The 22,451-nt window shown below is 73.9% G+C and carries 5 protein-coding genes; 1 reads left to right on the plus strand and 4 read right to left on the minus strand.

Annotated features, from left to right (window positions below; genetic code table 11):
* Together DQE82_RS08140 and DQE82_RS08145 are read right to left on the minus strand one after the other, a co-directional pair.
* Positions 1-13,225, minus strand: a 13,225-nt coding sequence (locus DQE82_RS08140; protein ID WP_113972705.1) for a type I polyketide synthase, incomplete at its 3' end; no start/stop codon positions are given.
* A 44-nt stretch (positions 13,226-13,269) separates the two neighbouring features.
* The gene (locus DQE82_RS08145; protein ID WP_113972395.1) at positions 13,270-18,828 is read right to left on the minus strand and encodes a type I polyketide synthase; all 5,559 of its coding nucleotides are present in this window, start codon (positions 18,826-18,828) and stop codon (positions 13,270-13,272) included.
* 285 nt (positions 18,829-19,113) lie between these two features.
* Between DQE82_RS08145 and DQE82_RS08150 the strand changes: the two genes are divergently transcribed.
* Positions 19,114-19,875: a thioesterase II family protein gene (locus DQE82_RS08150; protein ID WP_043329886.1), complete on the plus strand. Its 762-nt coding sequence runs from the start codon at positions 19,114-19,116 to the stop codon at positions 19,873-19,875.
* Between the two features lie 70 nt (positions 19,876-19,945).
* Here DQE82_RS08150 and DQE82_RS08155 read toward each other — a convergent pair whose 3' ends face one another.
* Both DQE82_RS08155 and DQE82_RS08160 read right to left on the minus strand, forming a co-directional pair.
* On the minus strand, positions 19,946-20,833 hold the full coding sequence (locus DQE82_RS08155; protein ID WP_043329884.1) for a class I SAM-dependent methyltransferase: 888 nt from the start codon (positions 20,831-20,833) through the stop codon (positions 19,946-19,948).
* A gap of 29 nt (positions 20,834-20,862) precedes the next feature.
* Positions 20,863-22,425 carry a bifunctional 3-(3-hydroxy-phenyl)propionate/3-hydroxycinnamic acid hydroxylase gene (locus DQE82_RS08160; RefSeq protein ID WP_113972396.1) on the minus strand — a complete coding sequence of 521 codons (1,563 nt, stop codon included), beginning with the start codon at positions 22,423-22,425 and terminating at the stop codon, positions 20,863-20,865.
* Between the last annotated feature and the right edge of the window lie 26 nt (positions 22,426-22,451).

Here is a 22,451-nt window from a genome sequence, read left to right on the forward strand (position 1 = left end):
ACAACAACACCCCACACAACCAACCCCACACACCACCACCCAACACACCCGGCAAATCCACCAAACCACCCCACCGCAACGGCACCTCCAAACCCACCACCCGACCCAAACCCCACACCGCAGAACCGTCCAGGTCGGTCAGAGGCTCGGAGTCGTCCACGGAGACGGCACCGCTGGTCAACCACCACAGCCGACCCTCGACCTCAGTGACTGCAAGCGCCTGCGCGACCGCCAGTGCCTCGACGACACCGGCGCCGGCCAGCGACATCAGCGAGATCATCCCGGCGACCGGTCCTGCGGCCGCCGAGGCGGCGGACAGCCGACGCGCGATCCCGTCCCGGTCCAGCTCGTCCAGCACCACGGGGATCATCTCGGCGCCCCGCTCCGCCAGCCCGGCCAGCAACGGGTGGTCCTCCTGGCCGGGCACCATCAGCACGAGCCAGGAGCCGGTCAGGTTCTCGTTTCCGGTCACGTCCTGGCGCCGCCACACCACGCGGTAGCGCCAGGAGTCCACCGTCGAACGCTGCTGTGCGGCCCGCCGCCACTGCGCGAGCTTCGGCAGGACCGCGCTGAACGGTTCGTCCGCGCCGACACCCAGCTCGCCGCCGACCAGGTCGGGGTCGCCGGACTCCACGGCCGCCCAGAACCGCCCGTCGAGAGCTTCGCCGTGCACGTCCCGGCGGGCCGCGGGCGCCGCCTCGGGCCAGTACCAGGTGTGGTCGAAGGCGTACGTGGGCAGGTCGACCACGCCCGGCCGGGCGCCGGTCTGACCGTGGTAGGCAGCCCAGTCGACCGGCACACCCGCCACCCACAACTGCCCCAGCGCCGACGTCAACACGCCGACCTCCGGCTGATCCCGCCGCGACACCGCGACACACCGCACCCCGGCATCAGCGACGATCTCCGCCACCATCGCCGTCAACGTCGCGTCCGGGCCCACCTCCAGGAACGTGTCCACGCCCTGCCCCCGCAGAGCAGCCACCCCGTCGGCGAACCGCACCGGCTGCCGCACGTGCCGCACCCAGTACTCCGGATCCACCAGCTCCAACGGGTCCGCCACGGAACCCGTCACGTTCGACACCACCGCGACGCGCGGCACCCGCCAGTCGAGCCCCGCCACCACCGACCGGAACTCCTCCAGCATCGGATCCATCAACCGCGAATGGAACGCGTGACTGACCGCCAGTTCCTTGACCCGCCAACCCCGCTCACGGCAAACCACCACCACCGAGGCGACCTCGTCAGCCGCACCCGACACCACCACCGACGCCGGACCGTTCACCGCCGCCACGTCCACCGCCGCACCGGTCACGCCGAGCAACTCGGCGACAGCCTCCTCCGCCGCACCCACCGCCGCCATCACCCCACCCGACGGCAGAGCCTGCATCAACCGGCCCCGCGCCGCCACCAACGTGCACGCGTCCCTCAGGGACAACATCCCGGACACGTACGCCGCCGTCACCTCACCGATCGAATGACCCCCCACGAAGTCAACCCGCACACCCCACGACGCGAGCAACTCCCACAACGCCACCTCCACCGCGAACAACCCCGCCTGCGCAAAGACGGTCTGATCCACCAGGGCAGCCTCATCCGACCCCGCCTGCGCGAACACCACATCCCGCAACGCACGCGGCAACAAACCATCGAACCGGACGCACACCTCGTCGAACGCCGACGCGAACACCGGGAACGTCTCGTACAGCTCCCGGCCCATACCCACACGCTGCGAACCCTGACCCGTGAACAACACCGCCCGACGACCCGCCGACACCACACCCGCAGACCGGCCCTCAGCCACCGCCGACAGACCAGCAACCAACTCGTCCACCGACGAACCCCACACCACCGCCCGATGCTCCAACGCAGCCCGAGTCGTCGCCAACGACCACGACACATCCACCGGCGACAGACCACGACCACGCACGAACGACACCAACCGCCCGGCCTGACCCACCAGACCCCGCTCCGAACGACCCGACACCACCCACGGCACCGGCAAAGCCACGGAAGCGCCCCCGGCAGACGCCGGGGCAGACTCCGGCTCCGCCGCGACCTCGGGGACGGCTTCGGGCTCCGGCTGCTCCAGGACCACGTGCGCATTGGTCCCCGAGATGCCGAACGACGACACACCCGCCCGCCGAGGACGCTCCACGCCCGGCCACTCACGGGAGGCCGTCACCAACTCCACCGCACCCGACGACCAATCCACATGCGACGACGGCACATCCACGTGCAGCGTCGCCGGCACGGCCCCGTACCGCATCGCCAAGATCATCTTGATGATGCCCGCCACCCCCGCAGCCGCCTGCGTATGACCGATGTTCGACTTCACCGACCCGAGCAACAACGGCACATCCCGGCCCTGCCCGTACGTCGCCAGCAACGCCTGCGCCTCGATCGGATCACCCAACGACGTACCCGTACCGTGCGCCTCCACCACATCCACATCAGCCGCCGACAAACCCGCACTCGCCAGCGCCTGCCGGATCACCCGCTGCTGCGACGGACCATTCGGCGCCGTCAAACCATTCGACGCACCATCCTGATTCACCGCCGAACCCCGCACCACCGCCAGAACCCGACGCCCGTCACGCCGCGCATCCGACAACCGCTGCACCACCAGCACACCGACACCCTCGCCCCACGCGGTGCCGTCCGCAGACTCGGCGAAGGCCTTGCAGCGGCCGTCCGCCGACAGCCCACCCTGGCGGGAGAACTCGATGAAGGCGCCCGGGGTGGACATCACCGTGACGCCGCCGGCCAGCGCGAGGTCACACTCGCCGGACCGCAGCGCCTGCGCCGCCAGATGCAACGCCACAAGCGACGACGAACACGCCGTGTCCACAGTCACCGCCGGCCCCTCGAAACCGAACGAGTACGCCACCCGACCCGACAACACGCTCGCGGAGGCACCCGTCGCGCCGTACCCGGCGAGCGACTCACCGGCCTCGCGTACGACGGTCTCGTAGTCCTGGCCGTTGGTGCCGGCGAACACCCCGACGCGGCTGCCGCGCAGCGCGAGCGGTTCGATCCGGGCGTCTTCGAACGCCTCCCAGGAGACCTCCAGCAGCAGCCGCTGCTGCGGGTCCATTGCGAGCGCCTCCCGCGGCGAGATGCCGAAGAACTCCGCGTCGAAGCCGCCCGCGTCGGCCAGGAAGGCCCCGCGCGAGACGTAGGTGCCGGTCAGCGACTCCAGGTCCCAGTGCCGGTTGGCCGGGAAGTCCGACATCGCGTCGGCACCGGCCGTCAGCAGGTCCCAGAGCCCCTCCGGGGACTCGGCTCCGGCCGGGAAACGGCAGCCCATGCCGACGATGACGATCGGGTCGTCGCCCACGACGGGGCCGGTGGCGGCGGGGACGGGCAGCGCCTGCCCGCCGAGCAGCTCGGCGTGGATGTGGCCGGCCAGAGCCGCCGAGTTCGGGTAGTCGAAGGCGAGCGTGGTCGGCAGCGCGAGGCCGGTCGCCGCGTCGAGCCGGTTGCGCAGCTCGACAGCTGCCAGCGAGGTGAAACCGAGATCCTGGAACGCCCGGTCCGGCGCCACCCGATCGACGGACTCGTGGCCGAGCACGGCGGCGACCTCGGCGCGTACCAGCTCACCGAGGACGCGCAACTGCTCCGCGCCGGGCATTCCCGACAGGCGCAGGCGCAGGTCGGCCGCCGGCACCGGGGCGTCGGCGGGCACCGCCGCGCCGGCCTCGGCCAGCAGGTCGCGGACCAGCGGGTGGGCGCGCCGCGGACCGGTGGCGGCCGCCCGGGCCCAGTCGATGTCGGCCACGACGAGGTACGTCTCGTCGCGGTCCAGCGCCCGGCTGAAGGCGCGCACGGCTGTCTCCGGTGCCATCGCGCCGAAACCGGTACGGCTGAGCCGCTGTTCGAAGTCGCCCGCGCTCACCCCGCCGTCGGCCCACAGGCCCCAGGCGAGCGAGGTCGCCGGCAGTCCCTCGGCGCGGCGGCGCTGCGCCAGGGCGTCGAGGAACGCGTTGCCGGGCGCGTACGTGGCCTGGCCGGCGGCGCCCATGAGGCCGGCGAGGGAGGAGAAGAGGACGAAGGCGGAGAGGTCGCTGCCCCGGGTCAGCTCGTCCAGGTTGCGCGCGGCGTCGACCTTCGCCCGCAGGGCGGTGGCCAGCTGGTCGACACTCACGGCGTCGACGACGTTGTCGTCGAGGGCGGCGGCGGTGTGCACGACCGCGTTCAGCGGAAGCTCGGCGGGGATCGAGTCGAGCAGCGTCGCGAGCGCGGCCCGGTCGGCCACGTCGCAGGACGCGAGGGTTACCCGGGTGCCGAGCCCGGCGAGTTCCTCGGCGAGGGCGGTCGCGCCGGGCGCCTCGCCACCCCGCCGGCTGACCAGGAGGAGGTGTTCGGCTCCGTCGGCGGCCAGCGCGCGGGCGACGTGTCCCCCGAGTGCCCCGGTGCCGCCGGTGATCAGCACCGTGCCGCGCGGCGTCCAGGAACCGCGCGCACCGGTGTCGCCGTACGTCGCACGAACGAGCCGGCGGGCGTGGCCGCCGGTGCCGCGCAGGGCGATCTCGTCCTCCCGGCCGGTGCCGGCGATCAGCGTCCGGAGCATCCGCACGACGCTCTGGTCGGGCTGCTCGGGGAGGTCGACGAGCCCGCCCCACCGGTGCGGGTGCTCGGCGCGCAGCACGCTGCCGAAGCCCCACGCCATGGCCTGCACGGGGTCGACGTGCCGGTCGCGGGATCCGACGGAGACCGCGCCGCGGGTGGCGATCCAGAGCCGGGCGGTGATCCCGGCGTCGCCGAGGGCCTGCGCGAGCGCGACCGTGGCGGCGAGGCCCGTCGGCACGGAGGCGGCCCCGGTGTACGGCCGGGTGTCGAGGGCCAGCAGGGAGAGTACGGGCAGCACGTCCCCGTCGCGGCCGGTCGACGCCTCGGCGAGGTCGTGGGCGAGGCGCTTGCGGTCGCACGTGGCGTCGACCTCGACGATCCGCCCGCCGGCGGCGCCGAGGGCGGCGGCCCAGTCCGTCACGGCCGCGTCGGCGCCGGCCGGTACGACGAGCAGGAAGTCGGTCGCCTCGGCGCGGGCGGCGTCGTGCGTGAGCGGCTGCCAGGCCACCCGGTAGCGCCAGGAGTCTAGGGCCGCCTCGGCGTCCCGGCGGCGTCGCCAGGTGGACAGCGCCGGCAGCACGTCCGCGAGGGGGGCGTCGGCGTCGACGGCCAGGCTCTCGGCGAGGGTCGTCAGGTCCTCCGCCTCGATCGCCCGCCAGAAGTCCTCGTCGGCGGCGGTACGCCGGGCGGCGGGGGGACGGTAGGACCGCGTCGTCGCATTGATCCAGTAACGTCGATGGTCGAAGGCGTACGTGGGCAGGTCGACCACGCCCGGCCGGGCGCCGGTCTGACCGTGGTAGGCAGCCCAGTCGACCGGCACACCCGCCACCCACAACTGCCCCAAGGCCGCCGTCACCGCAGCGAGCTCCGACTGGTCCCGCCGCGACACCGGAACCCGCCGCACCCCGGCATCCGCGACGATCTCCGCCACCATCGCCGTCAACGTCGCGTCCGGGCCGATCTCCAGGAACGTGTCCACCCCCTGTGCCCGCAACGCCGCCACCCCGTCGGCGAACCGCACCGGCTGCCGCACGTGCCGCACCCAGTAGCCGGGCTCGGTGATCTCTGCGGCGTCCGCGACCGCGCCGGTCACGTTCGACACGATCGGCACCCGCGGCACCCGCCAGTCCAGCCCCGCCACCACCGACCGGAACTCCTCCAGCATCGGATCCATCAACCGCGAATGGAACGCGTGACTGACCGCCAGTTCCTTGACCCGCCAACCCCGCTCACGGCAGGCCGCCACCACCGAAGCCACCTCATCGGCCGCGCCCGAGACGACCACCGACGCGGGGCCGTTCACCGCCGCAATGTCCACGACCGCGCCCGACGCGCCGATCAGCTCAGCGACAGCCTCCTCCGACGCACCCACCGCCGCCATCACCCCACCCGACGGCAGAGCCTGCATCAACCGACCCCGCGCCGCCACCAACGTGCACGCGTCCCTCAGGGACAACATCCCCGACACGTACGCCGCCGTCACCTCACCAATCGAATGACCCGCCAGGAAATCAGCCCGCACACCCCACGACGACAACAACTCCCACAACGCCACCTCAACCGCGAACAACCCCGCCTGGGCAAAGACGGTCTGATCCACCAGGGCAGCCTCATCCGACCCCGCCTGCGCGAACACCACATCCCGCAACGCACGCGGCAACAAACCATCGAACCGGACGCACACCTCGTCGAACGCCGACGCGAACACCGGGAACGTCTCGTACAGCTCCCGGCCCATACCCACACGCTGCGAACCCTGACCCGTGAACAACACCGCCCGACGACCCGCCGACACCACACCCGCAGACCGGCCCTCAGCCACCGCCGACAGACCAGCAACCAACTCGTCCACCGACGAACCCCACACCACCGCCCGATGCTCCAACGCAGCCCGAGTCGTCGCCAACGACCACGACACATCCACCGGCGACAGACCACGACCACGCACGAACGACACCAACCGCCCGGCCTGACCCGACAGACCCCGCTCCGAACGACCCGACACCACCCACGGCACCGGCAACCCGACCGGCGCGGCAGACCCCGCGGCGTGCTCCGGCTCCGCCTGCTCGATGATCACGTGCGCGTTCGTCCCCGAGATGCCGAACGACGACACACCCGCCCGCCGGGGACGCTCCACGCCCGGCCACTCACGGGAGGCCGTCACCAACTCCACCGCACCCGACGACCAGTCCACATGCGACGAGGGCACATCCACGTGCAACGACGCCGGCACCACCCCGTACCGCATCGCCAAGATCATCTTGATGACACCCGCCACCCCCGCAGCCGCCTGCGTGTGACCGATGTTCGACTTCACCGACCCCAGCAGCAGCGCGTCCCGGTCGTCGCGGTCCTGCCCGTACGTGGCGAGCAGCGCCTGGGCCTCGATGGGGTCGCCCAGCGTCGTGCCCGTGCCGTGCGCCTCCACGACGTCGACGTCGGCGACGCCCAGCCGGGCGTTCGCGAGGGCCTGCCGGATCACCCGCTGCTGCGACGGGCCGTTCGGCGCCGTCAACCCGTTCGACGCGCCGTCCTGGTTGACGGCCGTGCCCCGCACGACCGCAAGGACCCGGCGCCCGTCACGCCGCGCGTCCGACAGCCGCTGCACCAGCAGCACCCCGACGCCCTCGGACCAGCCCGTGCCGTCCGCCGCGTCGGAGAACGACTTGCAGCGGCCGTCGGGGGCCATGCCTCGCTGCCGGGAGAAGTCGATGAACGTCTCGGGCGTCGCCATCACCGTGACGCCGCCGGCCAGCGCCAGGTCGCACTCGCCCGACCGCAGCGCCTGCACCGCCAGGTGCAACGCCACAAGCGACGACGAACACGCCGTGTCCACAGTCACCGCCGGGCCCTCGAACCCGAACGAGTACGCCACCCGACCCGACAACACGCTGCTGGCCGTGCCGACGCCGAGGTAGCCGTCGAGGGTCTCGGGAACGTCGGCCAGCCCTGCGGCGTGGTTGTGGTACATCATGCCGGCGAACACGCCGACGGGGCGGCCACGCAGCGCGAGCGGGTCGATCCGGGCGTCCTCGATGGCCTCCCACGAGGTCTCCAGCAGCAGCCGCTGCTGCGGGTCCATGGCGAGGGCCTCGTGCGGTGAGATCTTGAACAGGTCGGCGTCGAAGTCGGCGGCGTTGGCCAGGAAGCCGCCCTCGCGGGCGTAGCTGCTGCCCCGGCGCGCGCCGGACGGGTCGTACAGGTCGTCGACGTCCCAGCCGCGGTCGGCGGGGAAGCCGGTGATGCCGTCGCCACCGGAGACGAGGAGGTCCCACAGTTGCTCGGGGCTGCGTACGCCGCCGGGGTAGCGGCAGCTCATGCCGACGATCGCGATCGGCTCGTCGAGCGCCGCGACGGCGGCGACCGGAGCCGCCCGGGTGCCGGCGTCCGTTGCGGTCTCGGCGTCCAGGTGGTCGGCGAGGGCGAGCGGGGTCGGGTGGTCGAAGACCAGCGTCGCGGGCAGGCGCAGGCCGGTGACCGCGCCCAGCCGGTTGCGCAGTTCGACGGCGGTGAGCGAGTCGAAACCGAGCTCGGTGAACGGACGCCCGGCCTCGACGGCAGCGGCGTCGGCGTACCCCAGGACCGTCGCGACCTGGTCGAGGACGAGCCGCAGCAGGGCCGCGGCGCGCTCCTCGCGGTCGAGGCCGGCGAGCCGCCCGGTCAGCGCGGCGGTCTCCGCCGGGCCGGACCGCGCGGCGCGGCGCCGGGGCGCCCGGACCAGGCCGCGCAGGACCGGCGGCAGGGTGCCCGCCTCGGCCTGGGCGCGCAGCGCCGGCCCGTCCAGCGCCATCGGCACCGTCGCGGGCAGGCCGGTGAGCAGGGCGGCGTCGAGGAGCGCGAGGCCGTCCGCCGCGGGAAGCGGCCGTACGCCGGCCCGGGCCAGCCGGTCGGTGTCGGCGCGGTCGAGGCCGGCGGTCATGCCGCCGCCCGACTCCGCCCACGGGCCCCAGGCCAGCGAGTGCGCCGGCAGGCCCGCGGCCCGTCGCCGGTGGGCGAGCGCGTCCAGGAAGGCGTTGGCCGCCGCGTAGTTGGCCTGGCCGGGGCTGCCCGTCACGCCCGCCGCCGAGGAGTACGTGACGAAGAGCGCGAGGCGGCCGGCGGCGGTCAGCTCGTGCAGGTTCGCGGCGGCGTCCACCTTCGGCCGCAGCACGTCGCCGAGCGTCTCGGGGGTGAGCGAGGTCAGGGTGCGGTCGGCCAGCACGCCGGCGGTGTGCACCACGCCGGTCAGCGGGTGCGCCGGGTCGATCCGGTCCAGCAGCGCGGCGAGGGCGGCCCGGTCGGCGGCGTCGCACGCCTCGACAGTCGCGGTGGCGCCCAGGTCGGCGAGGGCGGCGACCAGGTCGGCTGCGCCGTCGGCGTCGGCGCCGTGCCGGCTGGTGAGCAGCAGGTGCCGGGCCCCGTACCGGGTGACCAGGTGGCGGGCGGTCAGCGCGCCGAGGGCACCGGTGCCGCCGGTGACCAGCACCGTGCCCTCCGGGTCCAGCGCCGGCGCCGGCGCGTCGGGTTCCGGGGCGGCGACGAGCCGGGGCACGCGGAGCGCCCCGTCGCGTACCGCCGCCTGCGGCTCGTCGGCCGACAGCAGGCCGGCGAGGACGGCCGCGCAGTTCTCCTCGTCGTCGACGTCGACGACGAGGAAGCGGCCGGGGTGCTCGGCCTGGGCGGAGCGGAGCAGGCCCCACACGGCGGCGCCGGCCAGGTCGGTGACCTCCGCGTCGTCGTCCACGGCGACGGCGCCGCCGGTGAGGACCACCAGCCGGGAGTCGCCGGTGTGCGGTTCGGCGGCGAGCCAGCCCTGGAGCACGGCGAGGACCTCGGCGAGCAGGTCGTGGACGGCGCCGGGGCCGGTCGCGCCGGCCACCGGGTACAGCACGGCGTCGGGTACCCCGGCGTCGCGGAGCGCGTCGAGGTCGGCGTACCGGGCGGCGGGCGGGCCGGACGGCAGCGGGGCGGGACGTTCGCCGAGCACCGCCCAGGTCGTGCCGTCGGCAGCGCCCCCGGCGACGGGGTGCCGGAGCCAGTCGAGGCGGAACAGCGAGCGCCGCCACGCGGACCCGCCGGCGGTGAGCTCCCCCGCCGGCAGGGGCCGCAGCACCAGGGAGCCGACCCGGGCGACCGGCGCCCCGGTGGCGTCGGCGACCAGCATGGACACCGTGTCCGGACCGGTGGGGGTCAACCGCACCCGCAGCGTGTCGGCGCCGTGGGCGGACAGCGTCACGTCGGACCAGGCGAACGGCATCCGGGCCTCGCCGGGGTCGACGACGCCCAGCCCGACCGCCTGCACGGCGGCATCGAGCAACGCCGGGTGCAGCCCGTACCCACCGGCGTCGCCGGCCGCCGGCTCGGGCAGCGCCACCTCGGCGTACACGTCCGCGCCGACGCGCCAGGCGGCACGCAGCCCGGAGAAGGCCGGGCCGTACGCGAACCCGGCCCGTGCCGCCCGCCCGGCCAGCTCCGACACGTCCAGGGAGGTGGCGTCGCTCGGCGGCCACTGCGCCAGCGTGCCGGTGTCCTCATCCGGCTCCTCGGTGAGCAGGCCGGTGGCGTGCCGTACCCAGATGTCGTCGGTGCCGGCGCGGCGGGCGTGGACGGTGAGCTGCCACGCTCCGCCGCCGGTGCGTTCGGCGGCGACCTGCACGTCGACGCCGCCGGTCTCGGGCAGCACCAGCGGCGCCTGGAGGGTCAGCTCGGCGAGCCGTTCCGCGCCGACCTCCGCGCCGGCCCGCATCGCCAGTTCCACGAACCCGGTGCCGGGCAGGAGCACGACGTCGCGCAGGGCGTGCTCGGCCAGCCAGGGCTGGGTCTCCACGGACAACCTGCCGGTGAGCGTCACCTCGTCGCCGTCGGCCGAGCGGAACACCGCGCCGAGCAGCGGGTGGCCGGTCGGGGTCAGCCCGGCGGCGGTCACGTCGGCGGGCTGCGGCAGGGGCAGCAACCAGTAGCGTTCGCGCTGGAACGCGTACGTGGGCAGGTCGACCGGCAGGGGCGGGCCGGCGAACAGGGCCGCCCAGTTCACCGGCACGCCCCTGGCCCACACGGTGGCCGCGGCGGCCAGGGCGGTGGTCGCCTCGTCGTGCTCGGCGCGCAGCACGGGGGCGCAGACCGCCTGGTCCGCGCCGACGATCTCCTGGGTGAGCGCGCAGAGCACTCCGCCCGGGCCCACCTCGACGTACGCGCCGACACCCAGCTCACGCAGCGTGGCCACGGCGGCGTCGAAGCGGACCGTGTCGCGGACGTTGCGCAGCCAGTACGCCGGGGAGCACACCTCGTCGGGGTCGAGCACCGATCCGGTCACGGTGGAGACCACGGGGATGCGGGGCGCGGCGAAGGTCAGTTGCCCGAGCACGTCGCCGAACGCGTCGAGCATCGGGTCCATGCGGGCGGAGTGGAACGCGTGGCTGACCCGCAGCCGCCTGGTGCTGCGGCCGAGGGCTGCGAAGTGTGCGGCGACCGCCAGCACGGCGTCCTCGTCGCCGGAGACGACGACGGACTCCGGGCCGTTGACGGCGGCCAGCCCGGCGCCGGGCGTCCCGCCGGCGGTGGCCAGGTGCGCGCGGACCTCCGCCTCGGTGGCGCGGATCGACACCATGGCGCCACCGGTGGGCAGCGCCTGCATCAGCGTGCCCCGGGCGGCCACCAGGCGGGCGGCGTCGGGCAGCGACAGCACGCCGGCGATGTGCGCGGCGGCCACCTCGCCGACCGAGTGCCCGGCCACGAAGTCCGGCACGACACCCCAGGACTCGACGAGCCGGTAGGCGGCGACCTCGATGGCGAAGAGCGCCGCCTGGGCGTACCCGGTGCGGTCGAGCACGTCGGCGGGGCCGTCGAGCACGCCGCGCAGCGGCCGGTCGAGGTGCCTGTCCAGCTCCGCGCAGGCGGCGTCGAAGGCGTCGGCGAAGGCCGGGAAGGCGGCGTACAACCGCTGGCCCATGCCGACGCGCTGGGCGCCCTGGCCGGTGCAGAGCACGGCGACGCGGGTGGGACTGGCGACCCCGCGCCGCACGGACGGGGCCGGGACCCCGTCGGCCAGCGCGCCGAGCCCGGCGAGCAGTTCGTCCCGGTCGGCGCCGAGCAGCACCGCCCGGTGTTCCAGGACGGACCGGCCGGTGGCCAGGGCCCGGCCCACGGCGGCCGGTGCGGCGTCGGGGTGCTCGGCGAGCCAGGAGCGCAGCCGGTCGGCCTGGGCGCCGAGCGCTGCGGCGCTGCGCGCGGAGACGACCCACGGCAGCGGGTCGGGGCCGGTGACGGCGTCGGTGGCCGGCTGCGGCGCGGGCGGGGCGGCCTCGACGATGACGTGGGCGTTGGTGCCGCTGACACCGAACGAGGAGACGCCCGCGCGCATGGGCCTCGTCGCGCGCGGCCACGGGCGCGGCTCGCGGAGCAGGCTCACCGCGCCGGCCGACCAGTCGACGTGCGGGGACGGCTCGTCGACGTGCAGGGTGCGCGGCAGGACGCCGTGACGCATCGCCATGACCATCTTGATGACGCCGGCGACGCCGGCCGCGGCCTGGGTGTGCCCGAGGTTCGACTTGATCGACCCGAGCCACAGGGGCTGGTCGTCGGCCCGGTCCCGGCCGTACGTGGCGAGCAGGGCCTGCGCCTCGATGGGGTCGCCGAGGCGGGTGCCGGTGCCGTGGGCCTCGACGGCGTCCACGTCGGCCGGGGCGAGCCGGGCGTTGGCGAGGGCCTGGCGGATCACGCGTTGCTGCGACGGGCCGTGCGGAGCGGTGAGGCCGTTGGAGGCGCCGTCGGAGTTGACCGCGCTGCCGCGCACGACGGCGAGCACCCGGTGGCCGTTGCGCTGCGCGTCGGAGAGCCGCTCCAGCAGCAGCAGCCCGGCGCCCTCGCTCCAGCCGGTGCCGTCGGCGGTGGCCGCGAAGGACTTGCACCGCCCGTCCGGGGACAGGCCACGCTGGCGGCTGAAGCCGACGAACGTGTCGGGGCTGGACATGACGGTGACGCCGCCGGCCAGCGCGAGGGTGCACTCGCCGGAACGCAGGGCCTGGACGGCGAGGTGCAGCGCCACCAGTGAGGACGAGCAGGCGGTGTCGACGGTGACGGCCGGGCCCTCGAAGCCGAACGTGTACGCGATCCGGCCGGAGACGACGCTGCCGTGGTTGCCCGTGCCGACGAACGCCTCGACCTCCTGCGGCACGCCGTTGAGCCGGGAGACGTAGTCGTGGTACATGACGCCGGTGAAGACGCCGGTGCGGCTGCCCTTGAGCGAGTCCGCGGCGATGCCGGCCCGCTCGACCGTCTCCCAGGCGACCTCCAGCAGGAGGCGCTGCTGCGGGTCCATGGCCAGCGCCTCGCGGGGCGAGATGCCGAAGAAGCCGCCGTCGAACTCGCCGGCGTCGTGCAGGAAGCCGCCCTCGCGGGTGTACGACTTGCCGTGCGCCTCGGGATCGGGGTCGTAGAGGCTCTCCACGTCCCAGCCCCGGTCCGCCGGGAAGGGTGTGACGGCGTCGACGCCGGACTCGACCAGCCGCCACAGCGCCTCCGGAGTCCGCACCCCGCCCGGGTAGCGGCAGCCCATCGCCACGATCGCGATCGGCTCGTGATTCTGCTCGTCGACGGCCCGCAGGCGCTCGCTGGTCTCGTGCAGGTCAGCGGTGACGCGCTTGAGGTACTCGCGGAGCTTGGCTTCGTTCGCCATCGGGTTGATCACCTGTCGCTAAGGGGCAAGCGGCGGACTCGTGGTCAGGATCGGCCGAACTTCTGGTCGATGAAGTCGAACAGCTCGTCGTCCGAGGCGTCGTCGAGGGCCTGGCCGACGTCGTCGGGCCGGTCGGTGGTGTCGCTCCACCGGGTGACCAGCGCCCGGAGGCGGACCGCCACGGCGGTACGCGTCTCGTCGTCGGCGGCCAGCCGCTCCAGCTCCTCCGGCGCGGTCGCGGCGAACGCGGCCTCCAGCCGGTCCAGCTCGGCGAGCAGGCCCGGTTCGGGCTTCGGCGGGGCGGCGTCGACCAGCAGGAAGTCGGCGAGGGCGGCGGGCGTGGGGCAGTCGAAGATGAGGCTCGCCGGCAGCCGGATGCCGGTGAGGGCGGTCAGCCGGTTGCGCAGCTCCACGGCTGTCAGCGAGTCGAAGCCGAGGCCGGTGAACGTCTGCCCGGACGGCACGACGGTGGCCGGCGGGTAGCCGAGCACCTCGATGACCTGCGCCTTGACCAGGTCTTCCACCAGCCGGCCGCGTTCGGCCTCGGGCGTGCCGGCGAGGCGCTGCGCGAAGGACGGGCCGCCGTCGCCGCCGCCGACGACGCGCCGCCGGGCCCGGACCAGGCCGCGCAGCGGCGCCGGGAGCTGGCCGGCGTCGGCCTGGCGGCGCAGCGCGGCGAGGTCGAGCAGCGCCGGCACCAGGTGGGGGCGTCCACCGTGCAGGCCGGCGTCGAAGAGGCGCAACGCCTGGCCGGTGCCGAGCGGGCTGAGGCCGTTGCGGCTCATCCGCTGCCGCCCGGCGGCGTCGAGTGCGCCCGTCATCCCGCTGTCCGCGGCCCAGAGGCCCCAGGACAGGGACGTGGCGGCGAGGCCGCAGGCGTGCCGGTGCCCGGCGAGGCCGTCGAGGAACGCGTTCGCGGCGGCGTAATTGCCCTGCCCGGGGCCGCCGAGGACACCGGCGACGGACGAGAAGAGGACGAACATCGCCAGCGGCCGCGATCGGGTCAGCTCGTGCAGGTGCCAGGCGGCGTCGGCCTTGGCGGAGAGAACGGCTGACAGCCGGCCGGGGGTCAGCGCCGAGATCACCGTGTCGTCGAGGACGCCGGCGGCGTGCACCACGCCGGTGAGCGGGTGCTCGGCGGGAACGTCGGCCAGCACCGCGGCCAGGCGGTCCCGGTCCGCCACGTCGGCGGCGACCAGGCGGGCCTGCGCACCCAGCGCGGTCAGCTCGGCGAGCAGCTCCGCCGCGCCGGGGGCGTCGGTTCCGCGGCGGCTGACCAGCAGCAGGTGGCGCACCTTGTGCGTATTGACCAGGTGCCGGGCCAGCAGACCGCCGAGGGCGCCGGTGGCCCCGGTGACCAGGACCGTCCCCTCGGGGTCGAGGGCGGTGGCCGGCGCCGGGTCGAGGACGGCTGGCGCGAGCCGGGGCGCCAGCACCTGCTCGTCCCGGACCGCCAGTTGGGGTTCGCCGGTGGCGACCGCACGGGCCACCAGGTCCACGGTGCAGGACTCCGGCTGCCGCGCCTCGTCGAGGTCCACGAGCACGAAGCGGTCGGGGTGCTCCGCCTGGGCCGAGCGCAGCAGGCCCCAGACCGCCGAGCCGGGCAGGTCGCCCGTACGACAGGTGTCGCCGGCGGCGACGGCCCCGCGGGTCAGCACGACCAGCCGCCGCTGTGCCAGCCGGTCGTCGGCGAGCCAGCCCTGAACGGCGGCCAGCACCGCCGTGAGCCGGCTCCGCGTCGCGGCGGGAACCGGGGCGTCCTCGTCGTCGGTGTACGCGGCGAGCAGCACCAGTTCCGGGTCGATCCGGCCGGAGTCGACCGCCTCCGCCAGCTCGGCGAGCCTGTACCTGGCGATCTCGGACAGGTCGGACGGCGCGTCGCCGAGGAGCACCACCCGGACGGTCGCCGGGGTACCCGGCCGCACGCTCTGCCAGTTGACGGCGTACAGCGGGTCGGCTGCGGAGTCACCGCCGCGCACCTGGTCGGCGGTGACGGGGCGGGAGACCAGGGAGTCGATCCGGGCGACGGGGGCGCCGGCCGGGTCGGTCAGGGTCAGGGCCACGCCGCCGCCGCTGCGCCGGGCGCGTACCCGCAGCGCGGTCGCGCCGACCGCCGAGAGGGTGACGCCGGTCCAGGCGAAGGGCAGGCGTACGCCGGAGGCATCCTCCGCGTCGGAGTCGAGCAGGCCGACGACGTGCAGCGCAGCGTCCAGCAGGGCGGGATGCAGGCTGAAGCCGGCGACCTCGGTGCCGTCGGGCACCGCCACCTCGGCGCACACCTCGTCGCCGGTGCGCCAGACGGCGCGCAGGCCACGGAAGAGGAGGCCGTATTCGACGCCCAGACGGGACAGCTCGGTGTAGATCCCGTCGACCGCGACGGCGGTGGCGGCGCTGGGCGGCCACGGCGCCGGATCGGACCGGTCGGGCTGCGGTACGGCGGGGGCGAGGACGCCCGCCGCGTGGCGGTCCCACTCGCCGTCCGGGTCGGCGGCGGCGCGGGAGTGGATGGTGACCGTCCGGCGACCGTCCTCGTCCGCCGCGCCCAGTTTCACCTGCACCGCCCGGGTGCCGTCCTCGGCGAGCGCCAGCGGGGCCTGGAGGGTCAGCTCGTCGAGGGTGTCGCAGCCGACCTGCGCGCCCGCGTGCAGGACCATCTCGACCAGGGCGGCGCCGGGCACCACCACCGAGTCCCAGACGACGTGTTCGGCGAGCCACGGGTGTGTCAGTACGGAGAGTTCGGTGCCGAAGACCCGTACGTCGTCGTCGGCGACGCGTACGGCGGCGCCGAGCAGCGCGTGGTCGACGGGGCGGACACCGAGCCCGGGCGCCGTCTCGACCCCCGCGCTGGCGTTGAGCCAGTAGCGCTGCTGGTCGAAGGCGTACGTGGGCAGGGCGATGGCGCGGGGGCGTGCCTCGGCTGCCCGCTCGGGGCCGGCCCCGTCGAGGGCGGCGAGGTATCCGGTCCAGTCGACGTGGCCGCCGGTGACGTACCACTCGGCGAGGGCGGTGCGCAGCGTGTCGGCCTCGGAGTGCCCGGCGCGCATCGTGGCGGTGAACCGGACTTCGCCGGCCGCCTCGACGCAGTCCTGCGCCATGGCGGTGAGTACGGCGTCGGGGCCGACCTCCAGGAACTGGGTGACGTCCTGCTGGTGGAGGGTGCGCACCGCGTCGGCGAACCGTACCGGCTGGCGTACGTGCCGCACCCAGTAGCCGGGCTCGGTGATCTCTACGGCGTCCGCGACCGCGCCGGTCACGTTCGACACGATCGGCACCCGCGGCGGCTGCCAGTCCAGCCCCGCCACCACCGACGCGAACTCGTCCAGCATCGGATCCATCAACCGCGAATGGAACGCGTGACTGACCGCCAGTTCCTTGACCCGCCAACCCCGCTCACGGCAGGCCCCCACCACCGAGGCGACCTCATCGGCCGCGCCCGAGACGACCACCGACGCGGGGCCGTTGACCGCCGCGATGTCCACGGCCGCGCCCGACGCGCCGAGCAGCTCGGCGACAGCCTCCTCCGATGCACCGACGGCCGCCATCACGCCACCGGCCGGCAACGCCTGCATCAACCGGCCCCGCGCCGCCACCAGGGAACAGGCGTCCGACAGCGACAACATCCCCGCCACGTACGCCGCCGTCACCTCACCGATCGAATGACCCGCCAGGAAATCCGCCCGCACACCCCACGACGACAACAACTCCCACAACGCCACCTCAACCGCGAACAACCCCGCCTGCGCGAACACGGTCCGATCCACCAGAGCCGCAGCCTCCGAACCCGGCTCCGCGAACACCACCTCGCGCAACGCACGCGGCAGACGCGGATCAATCTCCGCGCACACTTCGTCGAACGACGCCGCGAACACCGGAAACGCCTCGTACAACTCCCGGCCCATACCCCCACGCTGCGAACCCTGACCCGTGAACAACACCGCCCGACGACCCACCGACACCACACCCGCAGACCGGCCCTCGGCAACAGCCGACAGCCCGGCCACCAGCTCGTCCACGTCCGAGCCCCACACCACCGCGCGGTGCTCCAACGCAGCCCGCGACGTCACCAACGACCACGACACGTCCCACGACGACACGCCAGACCCAGGCACGAACGACGCCAACCTCGACGCCTGACCCACCAGAGCACGCTCCGAACGCCCCGACACCACCCACGGCACCGGCACACCCACCGGCGCCGCGACGGGCTCGGGATCGGCTTCGGCCTCCGGCTGTTCCAGGACCACGTGCGCATTGGTCCCCGAGATGCCGAACGACGACACACCCGCCCGCCGGGGACGCTCGACGGCCGGCCACTCACGGGTCTCGGTCACCAACTCCACCGCACCCGACAACCAGTCCACATGCGACGTCGGCACATCCACATGCAGCGTCGCCGGCACGGTCCCGTGCCGCATCGCCGAGATCATCTTGATGATGCCCGCCACCCCCGCGGCGGCCTGCGTGTGACCGATGTTCGACTTCACCGAGCCGAGCAACAGCGGCACATCCCGGCCCTGCCCGTACGTCGCCAGCAAAGCCTGCGCCTCGATCGGATCACCCAACGTCGTACCCGTACCGTGCGCCTCCACCACGTCCACGTCGGTGACGCCCAGCCGGGCGTTGGCGAGCGCCTGCCGGATGACCCGCTGCTGGGAGGGGCCGTTCGGCGCCGTCAACCCGTTCGACGCACCGTCCTGGTTCACCGCCGAACCCCGCACCACCGCCAGCACCCGACGCCCGTCGCGCCGCGCGTCCGACAAGCGCTGCACCAGCAGCACACCGACGCCCTCGGCGAGCGCCGTGCCGTCCGCCGCGTCGGCGAACGCCCGGCACCGGGCCACCGGGGACAGGTTGCCCTGCCGGGTGAAGTCGACGAACACCGCGGGAGTGGGCATCACCGTCACGCCACCGGCCAGCGCGAGATCGCACTCCCCCGACCGCAGCGCCTGCACCGCCAGGTGCAACGCCACAAGCGACGACGAACACGCCGTGTCCACAGTCACCGCCGGCCCCTCGAACCCGAACGAGTACGCCACCCGGCCCGAGGCGATGCTGCCCGCGTTGCCGAGACCGAGGTAGTCCTCCACGCCCGCCGGCGGGGTCTCCGGCGGGTGGGCGTACCCACTGTGGGTCATGCCGGCGAAGACCCCGACCCGGGCGCCCTTCAGGCTTGTGGGGTCGATCCCCGCCGTCTCGACGGCCTCCCACGAGGTCTGCAGCAGCAGCCGCTGCTGCGGGTCCATGGCGAGGGCCTCGCGCGGCGAGACCCCGAACAGCCGAGGGTCGAACTCGGCGGCGTCGGCCACGAATCCGCCCTCCCGGACCGAGGAGGTGCCCGGCCGGGACCGCTCCGGGTCGTAGAGCGCGTCGAGATCCCAGCCGCGGTCGGTGGGGAAGGAGGCGATCGCGTCACCGCCGGACGCGACGAGATCCCACAGTTCCTCGGCGGTGCGCACTCCGCCGGGGAACCGGCAGCCGATGCCGACGATCGCGATGGGCTGCTGCGCGTCGGCCTCGACGTCCCGGAGCCGTTGCCGGGTCCGCCGCAGGTCGGCGGTGACTCTCTTCAGGTACTCCCGGAGCTTCTCTTCGGTGTCCATCAACCCAGCCCATCGCGATTCACGGCGGAGACTCGACGTAAGCGACGGTACGAATGCGCAGAAGTCTCAGGCGACACCTGTATCTGTCGTTCGGCTCGCTCGGCCGAGAGCCACGCAGATCCCCATCTGCCGGGAGAAGTTATTGGTTGCGCGCGAGCGCGGACAACCCCTAACCAGGCAACCGACCAGCTAGGGGTGTCCGGTCCCGACCCGTCGCACTAGCGTCGCCTCGACCGGGTCCGCGCCGATCCGGTCGGCAACCGCAGCCGCCGGAAGGACCACCAGAGGATGACGACGCCAGATACCGACAACGGCTTGTGGGTGCGACGCTTCCACCCCGCTCCGGGCGGCGCGCGGCGGTTGGTGTGCCTGCCCCACGCCGGCGGGTCGGCAAGCTTCTACTTCCCGGTGTCCCGCGCTCTCTCCCCCGCCGTGGAGGTGCTGTCGATCCAGTACCCGGGACGGCAGGACCGGCGCCACGAGAAGTGCATCGGCGACATCCACGACCTCGCGCGCGAGGTGTTCACAGTGCTGCGGCCCTGGCGGGACGAGCCGCTGGCCATCTTCGGGCACAGCATGGGGGCCAGCCTCGGCTTCGAACTCGCCCGGCTCATCGAGCAGGACGGCGGCAGCGTCGCGCACCTGTTCGCCTCCGGGCGCCGGGCGCCGTCGAAGTCACGGCACGAGACGGTGCACCTGCTCGACGACGAGGGGCTGCTGGCCGACGTCCGGAAGCTGAGCGGCACCAACTCCGCCGTCCTCGGGGATCCGGAGATGCTGCGCGCCGCGTTGCCGGCGATCCGCAACGACTACCGGGCCGCCGAACGGTACACCTACCGGCCGGGGCCGCCGCTGAGCTGCCCGATCACCGTCCTCACCGGTGACGACGACCCGAAGACGACTGTCGAGGAGGCCCGGGCGTGGTCGGACCACACCACCGCGGCGTTCGACCTGAAGGTCTACCCGGGCGGGCACTTCTTCCTCGCCGAGCACCAGCCGGCGATCCTGCGGGCCATCTCGACGGCACTGAGCGCGGCGCCGGCGGTCTGATCCCACCGGACGAGGGGCCCGTCCGCCGGTCGTCACGACCGGTCGGCGGGCCCCTCGTCCGTGCGCGGTGTCACCGCTTGTGGCCGACCGCGATCACGTAGTCCATCTGCGCCAGCTCACGCTTCATGAGGTCCTGGTTCTTCCAGTGGGCCGCCATGCTCTTGCGGACGGCCGGCTTGACGACGGCCCGGAACGCGGGGTCGTTGGTCCGCTCGGCCATGTACGCCCGCCAGCCCTCCCAGGTCTGCTCCTTGATCGAGCGGACCTCCGGGTTGGCGAAGCCGGCCTCGACCAACTGCTGCCGGTACGTGTCCCGGTCGTGCCAGTTCTCCTTCGGGATGCTGAACTTGACGAAACTCAGCGGGCCGGACTGGATGGCGGCGCGGACGACGTCGCCGCTGACCGGGATGATGTCGGCCGTGGCGAGCACGCCGCCCGGGCGCAGCACCCGCAGCGCCTCGGCGAAGAACGCGCTGCGCGGGTAGAAGTGGAAGGCGGACTCCAGGGCGACGACCCGGTCGAAGGTGTTGTCCTCGAAGGGCAGTTCGGTGGCGCTGCCGAGCCGGAAGTCGGTCCGGTCGGCGAGCCCCTCCTCCTGCGCCCGGCGCTGTGCCGCCTCGACGTGGTGCGGGGTGATGTTCAGGCCGTACACCTTGGCGACCTGGCGCTCCCGCAGCCACTTGAAGTCCTGGTCCCCGTAGCCGAAGCCGACGTCGAGCACGGTGTCGTCCGGCTTGAGCCCGGCGGCGTCGGCCAGCTTGTCGGCCAGCGCGTCGGCGGCCGTGTCGATGTCGGTGACCCCGTCGGACCAGTAGCCCACGTTCATGTAGTGGGTACGGCGGGCCGCGAACTCCACGTCGGGTGACTGGATCTCGTAGAAGCGCCGGACCCGGGTGATGGGGTCGGCGGTGAAGACCGTGCGGATCGCCCGGCCGGCGATCTTCAGGTTCTCGAACATGTCGGTTCCTTCCGGTGGGTGGATGCCGATCAGCCGCGCCGGATCTGCCGGCGCAGATCCTCGACGAGCGCGGGCACGACGGCCGGGTCGGCGGCGGTGCCGAAGACGTAGAAGTCGGGCCGGACGAGCACCGCCACCGCGTCGTACCGCTTGAGGTGGGGCAGGTACACGTCGTCGAGGTCGAACGCGGTCGGCGCGGCGCCGGATCCGGGTACGGGCGCGCCGGCGGGAACGATCCGGACGACCCGCGTGCCGAGCGTGTCCAGGAAGGCCCGGGCGTCGGCGTCGAGCAGGTCGTCGGGGTCCTCGGCGCAGAGCAGGACGAAGCCGGTGCCGACGACCTCGTCGAAGAGCCCGGCGCGGCCGTCGACCTCGACGCGGCCCTGCGGCATCGGGGCGCCGGCGGCCTCGCAGCCGCTGTGCAGGATCCCGCCGGACAGGGGCTCCAGCAGGGACCGGGTGCGCGGGCGGGCGGTACGCCGGCGCAGCTCGGCGAGCATCGCGGCGTCGCGGCCGGCCGCGGCGGCGCGGTCGGTCTCGCAGATCACCGTGCCCGAGTCCATGGACATCCGGATGGCGTGCTGCACGTGCGCGCAGCGCTCCTCCTGGTAGGTGTCCAGCAGGGCCTCGTCGGCGAGGCCGCGGTGCACCAGGTCGAGCTTCCAGGCGAGGTTGAGGGCGTCGCGGAAGCCCGAACTCATCCCCTGCCCCATGAACGGCGGCATCACGTGCGCCGCGTCGCCGGCGAGCAGGATCCGCCCGGAACGCCAGCGCCCGGCCGAGCATGCCTGGGTGGTGTAGACGCCGTACCGCTCCAGGGTGGCGTTGTCGGGGGTGATGTCGAAGAGGCCGAGCAGCCGCCACACGTTGGCGGCGCTCTCGAACTCCTCGCGGCTCTCCCCCGGCACCCGCATGAACTCCCACCGCCGGTGCCCCGGGCCGGCCGACACGGCCGTGCGGGGCCGCGCCGGGTCGCAGACCTGCAGGTTGTTCGGCTTGAACTCGCGGGCCTCGTGCGGGACCACGTCGCAGACCAGCCAGTCGTACGTGAAGCCGAGGTCGGTGACGCCGCTGCCCAGGTGCTCCCGCACGAAGCTGTTGGCCCCGTCGCAGCCGATGACCCAGCGGGCCGCGCGGACCTCCTCGCCGTCCGGGCCGGCGATGGTCACCTCGACCCGGTCGTCGTGCTCGACCAGGCCCGTCACCTGGTACGGGCGCAGCACCGTGACACCCGGCAGCTCCGCGCCCCGCTCGGCGAGCAGCGCCTCCAGTCCCGGCTGGTAGAACGAGACCGAGTCGGGCCAGCCCATCGGGCCGTTGCCGGTGACCTTGACGTGCAGCAGGGTCCGGCCGAAGCCGTTCTTGAAGGTGTACTCGCCGGACGACTCCACCACCGGCCCGAGGCGGTCGGCGACGCCGGCGGCGGCCAGGACACGGCTCGCCTCCCCGTCGTACGACACCGCGCGGGGGAAGTTGTAGGGAGTGGCCCACCGCTCGACCGCCGTGACGGTGAGCCCTCGCTGCGCCAGCAGGATCGTGAGCATCTCACCGACGGGGCCGTAGCCCACGATCAGGACGTCGGTCGTCAGCATCGGTATCGGTTCCTCAGGGGTCGGTC

This window comes from Micromonospora sp. LHW51205, from assembly GCF_003315815.1.
In the GTDB taxonomy this organism is placed as follows: domain Bacteria; phylum Actinomycetota; class Actinomycetes; order Mycobacteriales; family Micromonosporaceae; genus Micromonospora; species Micromonospora chalcea.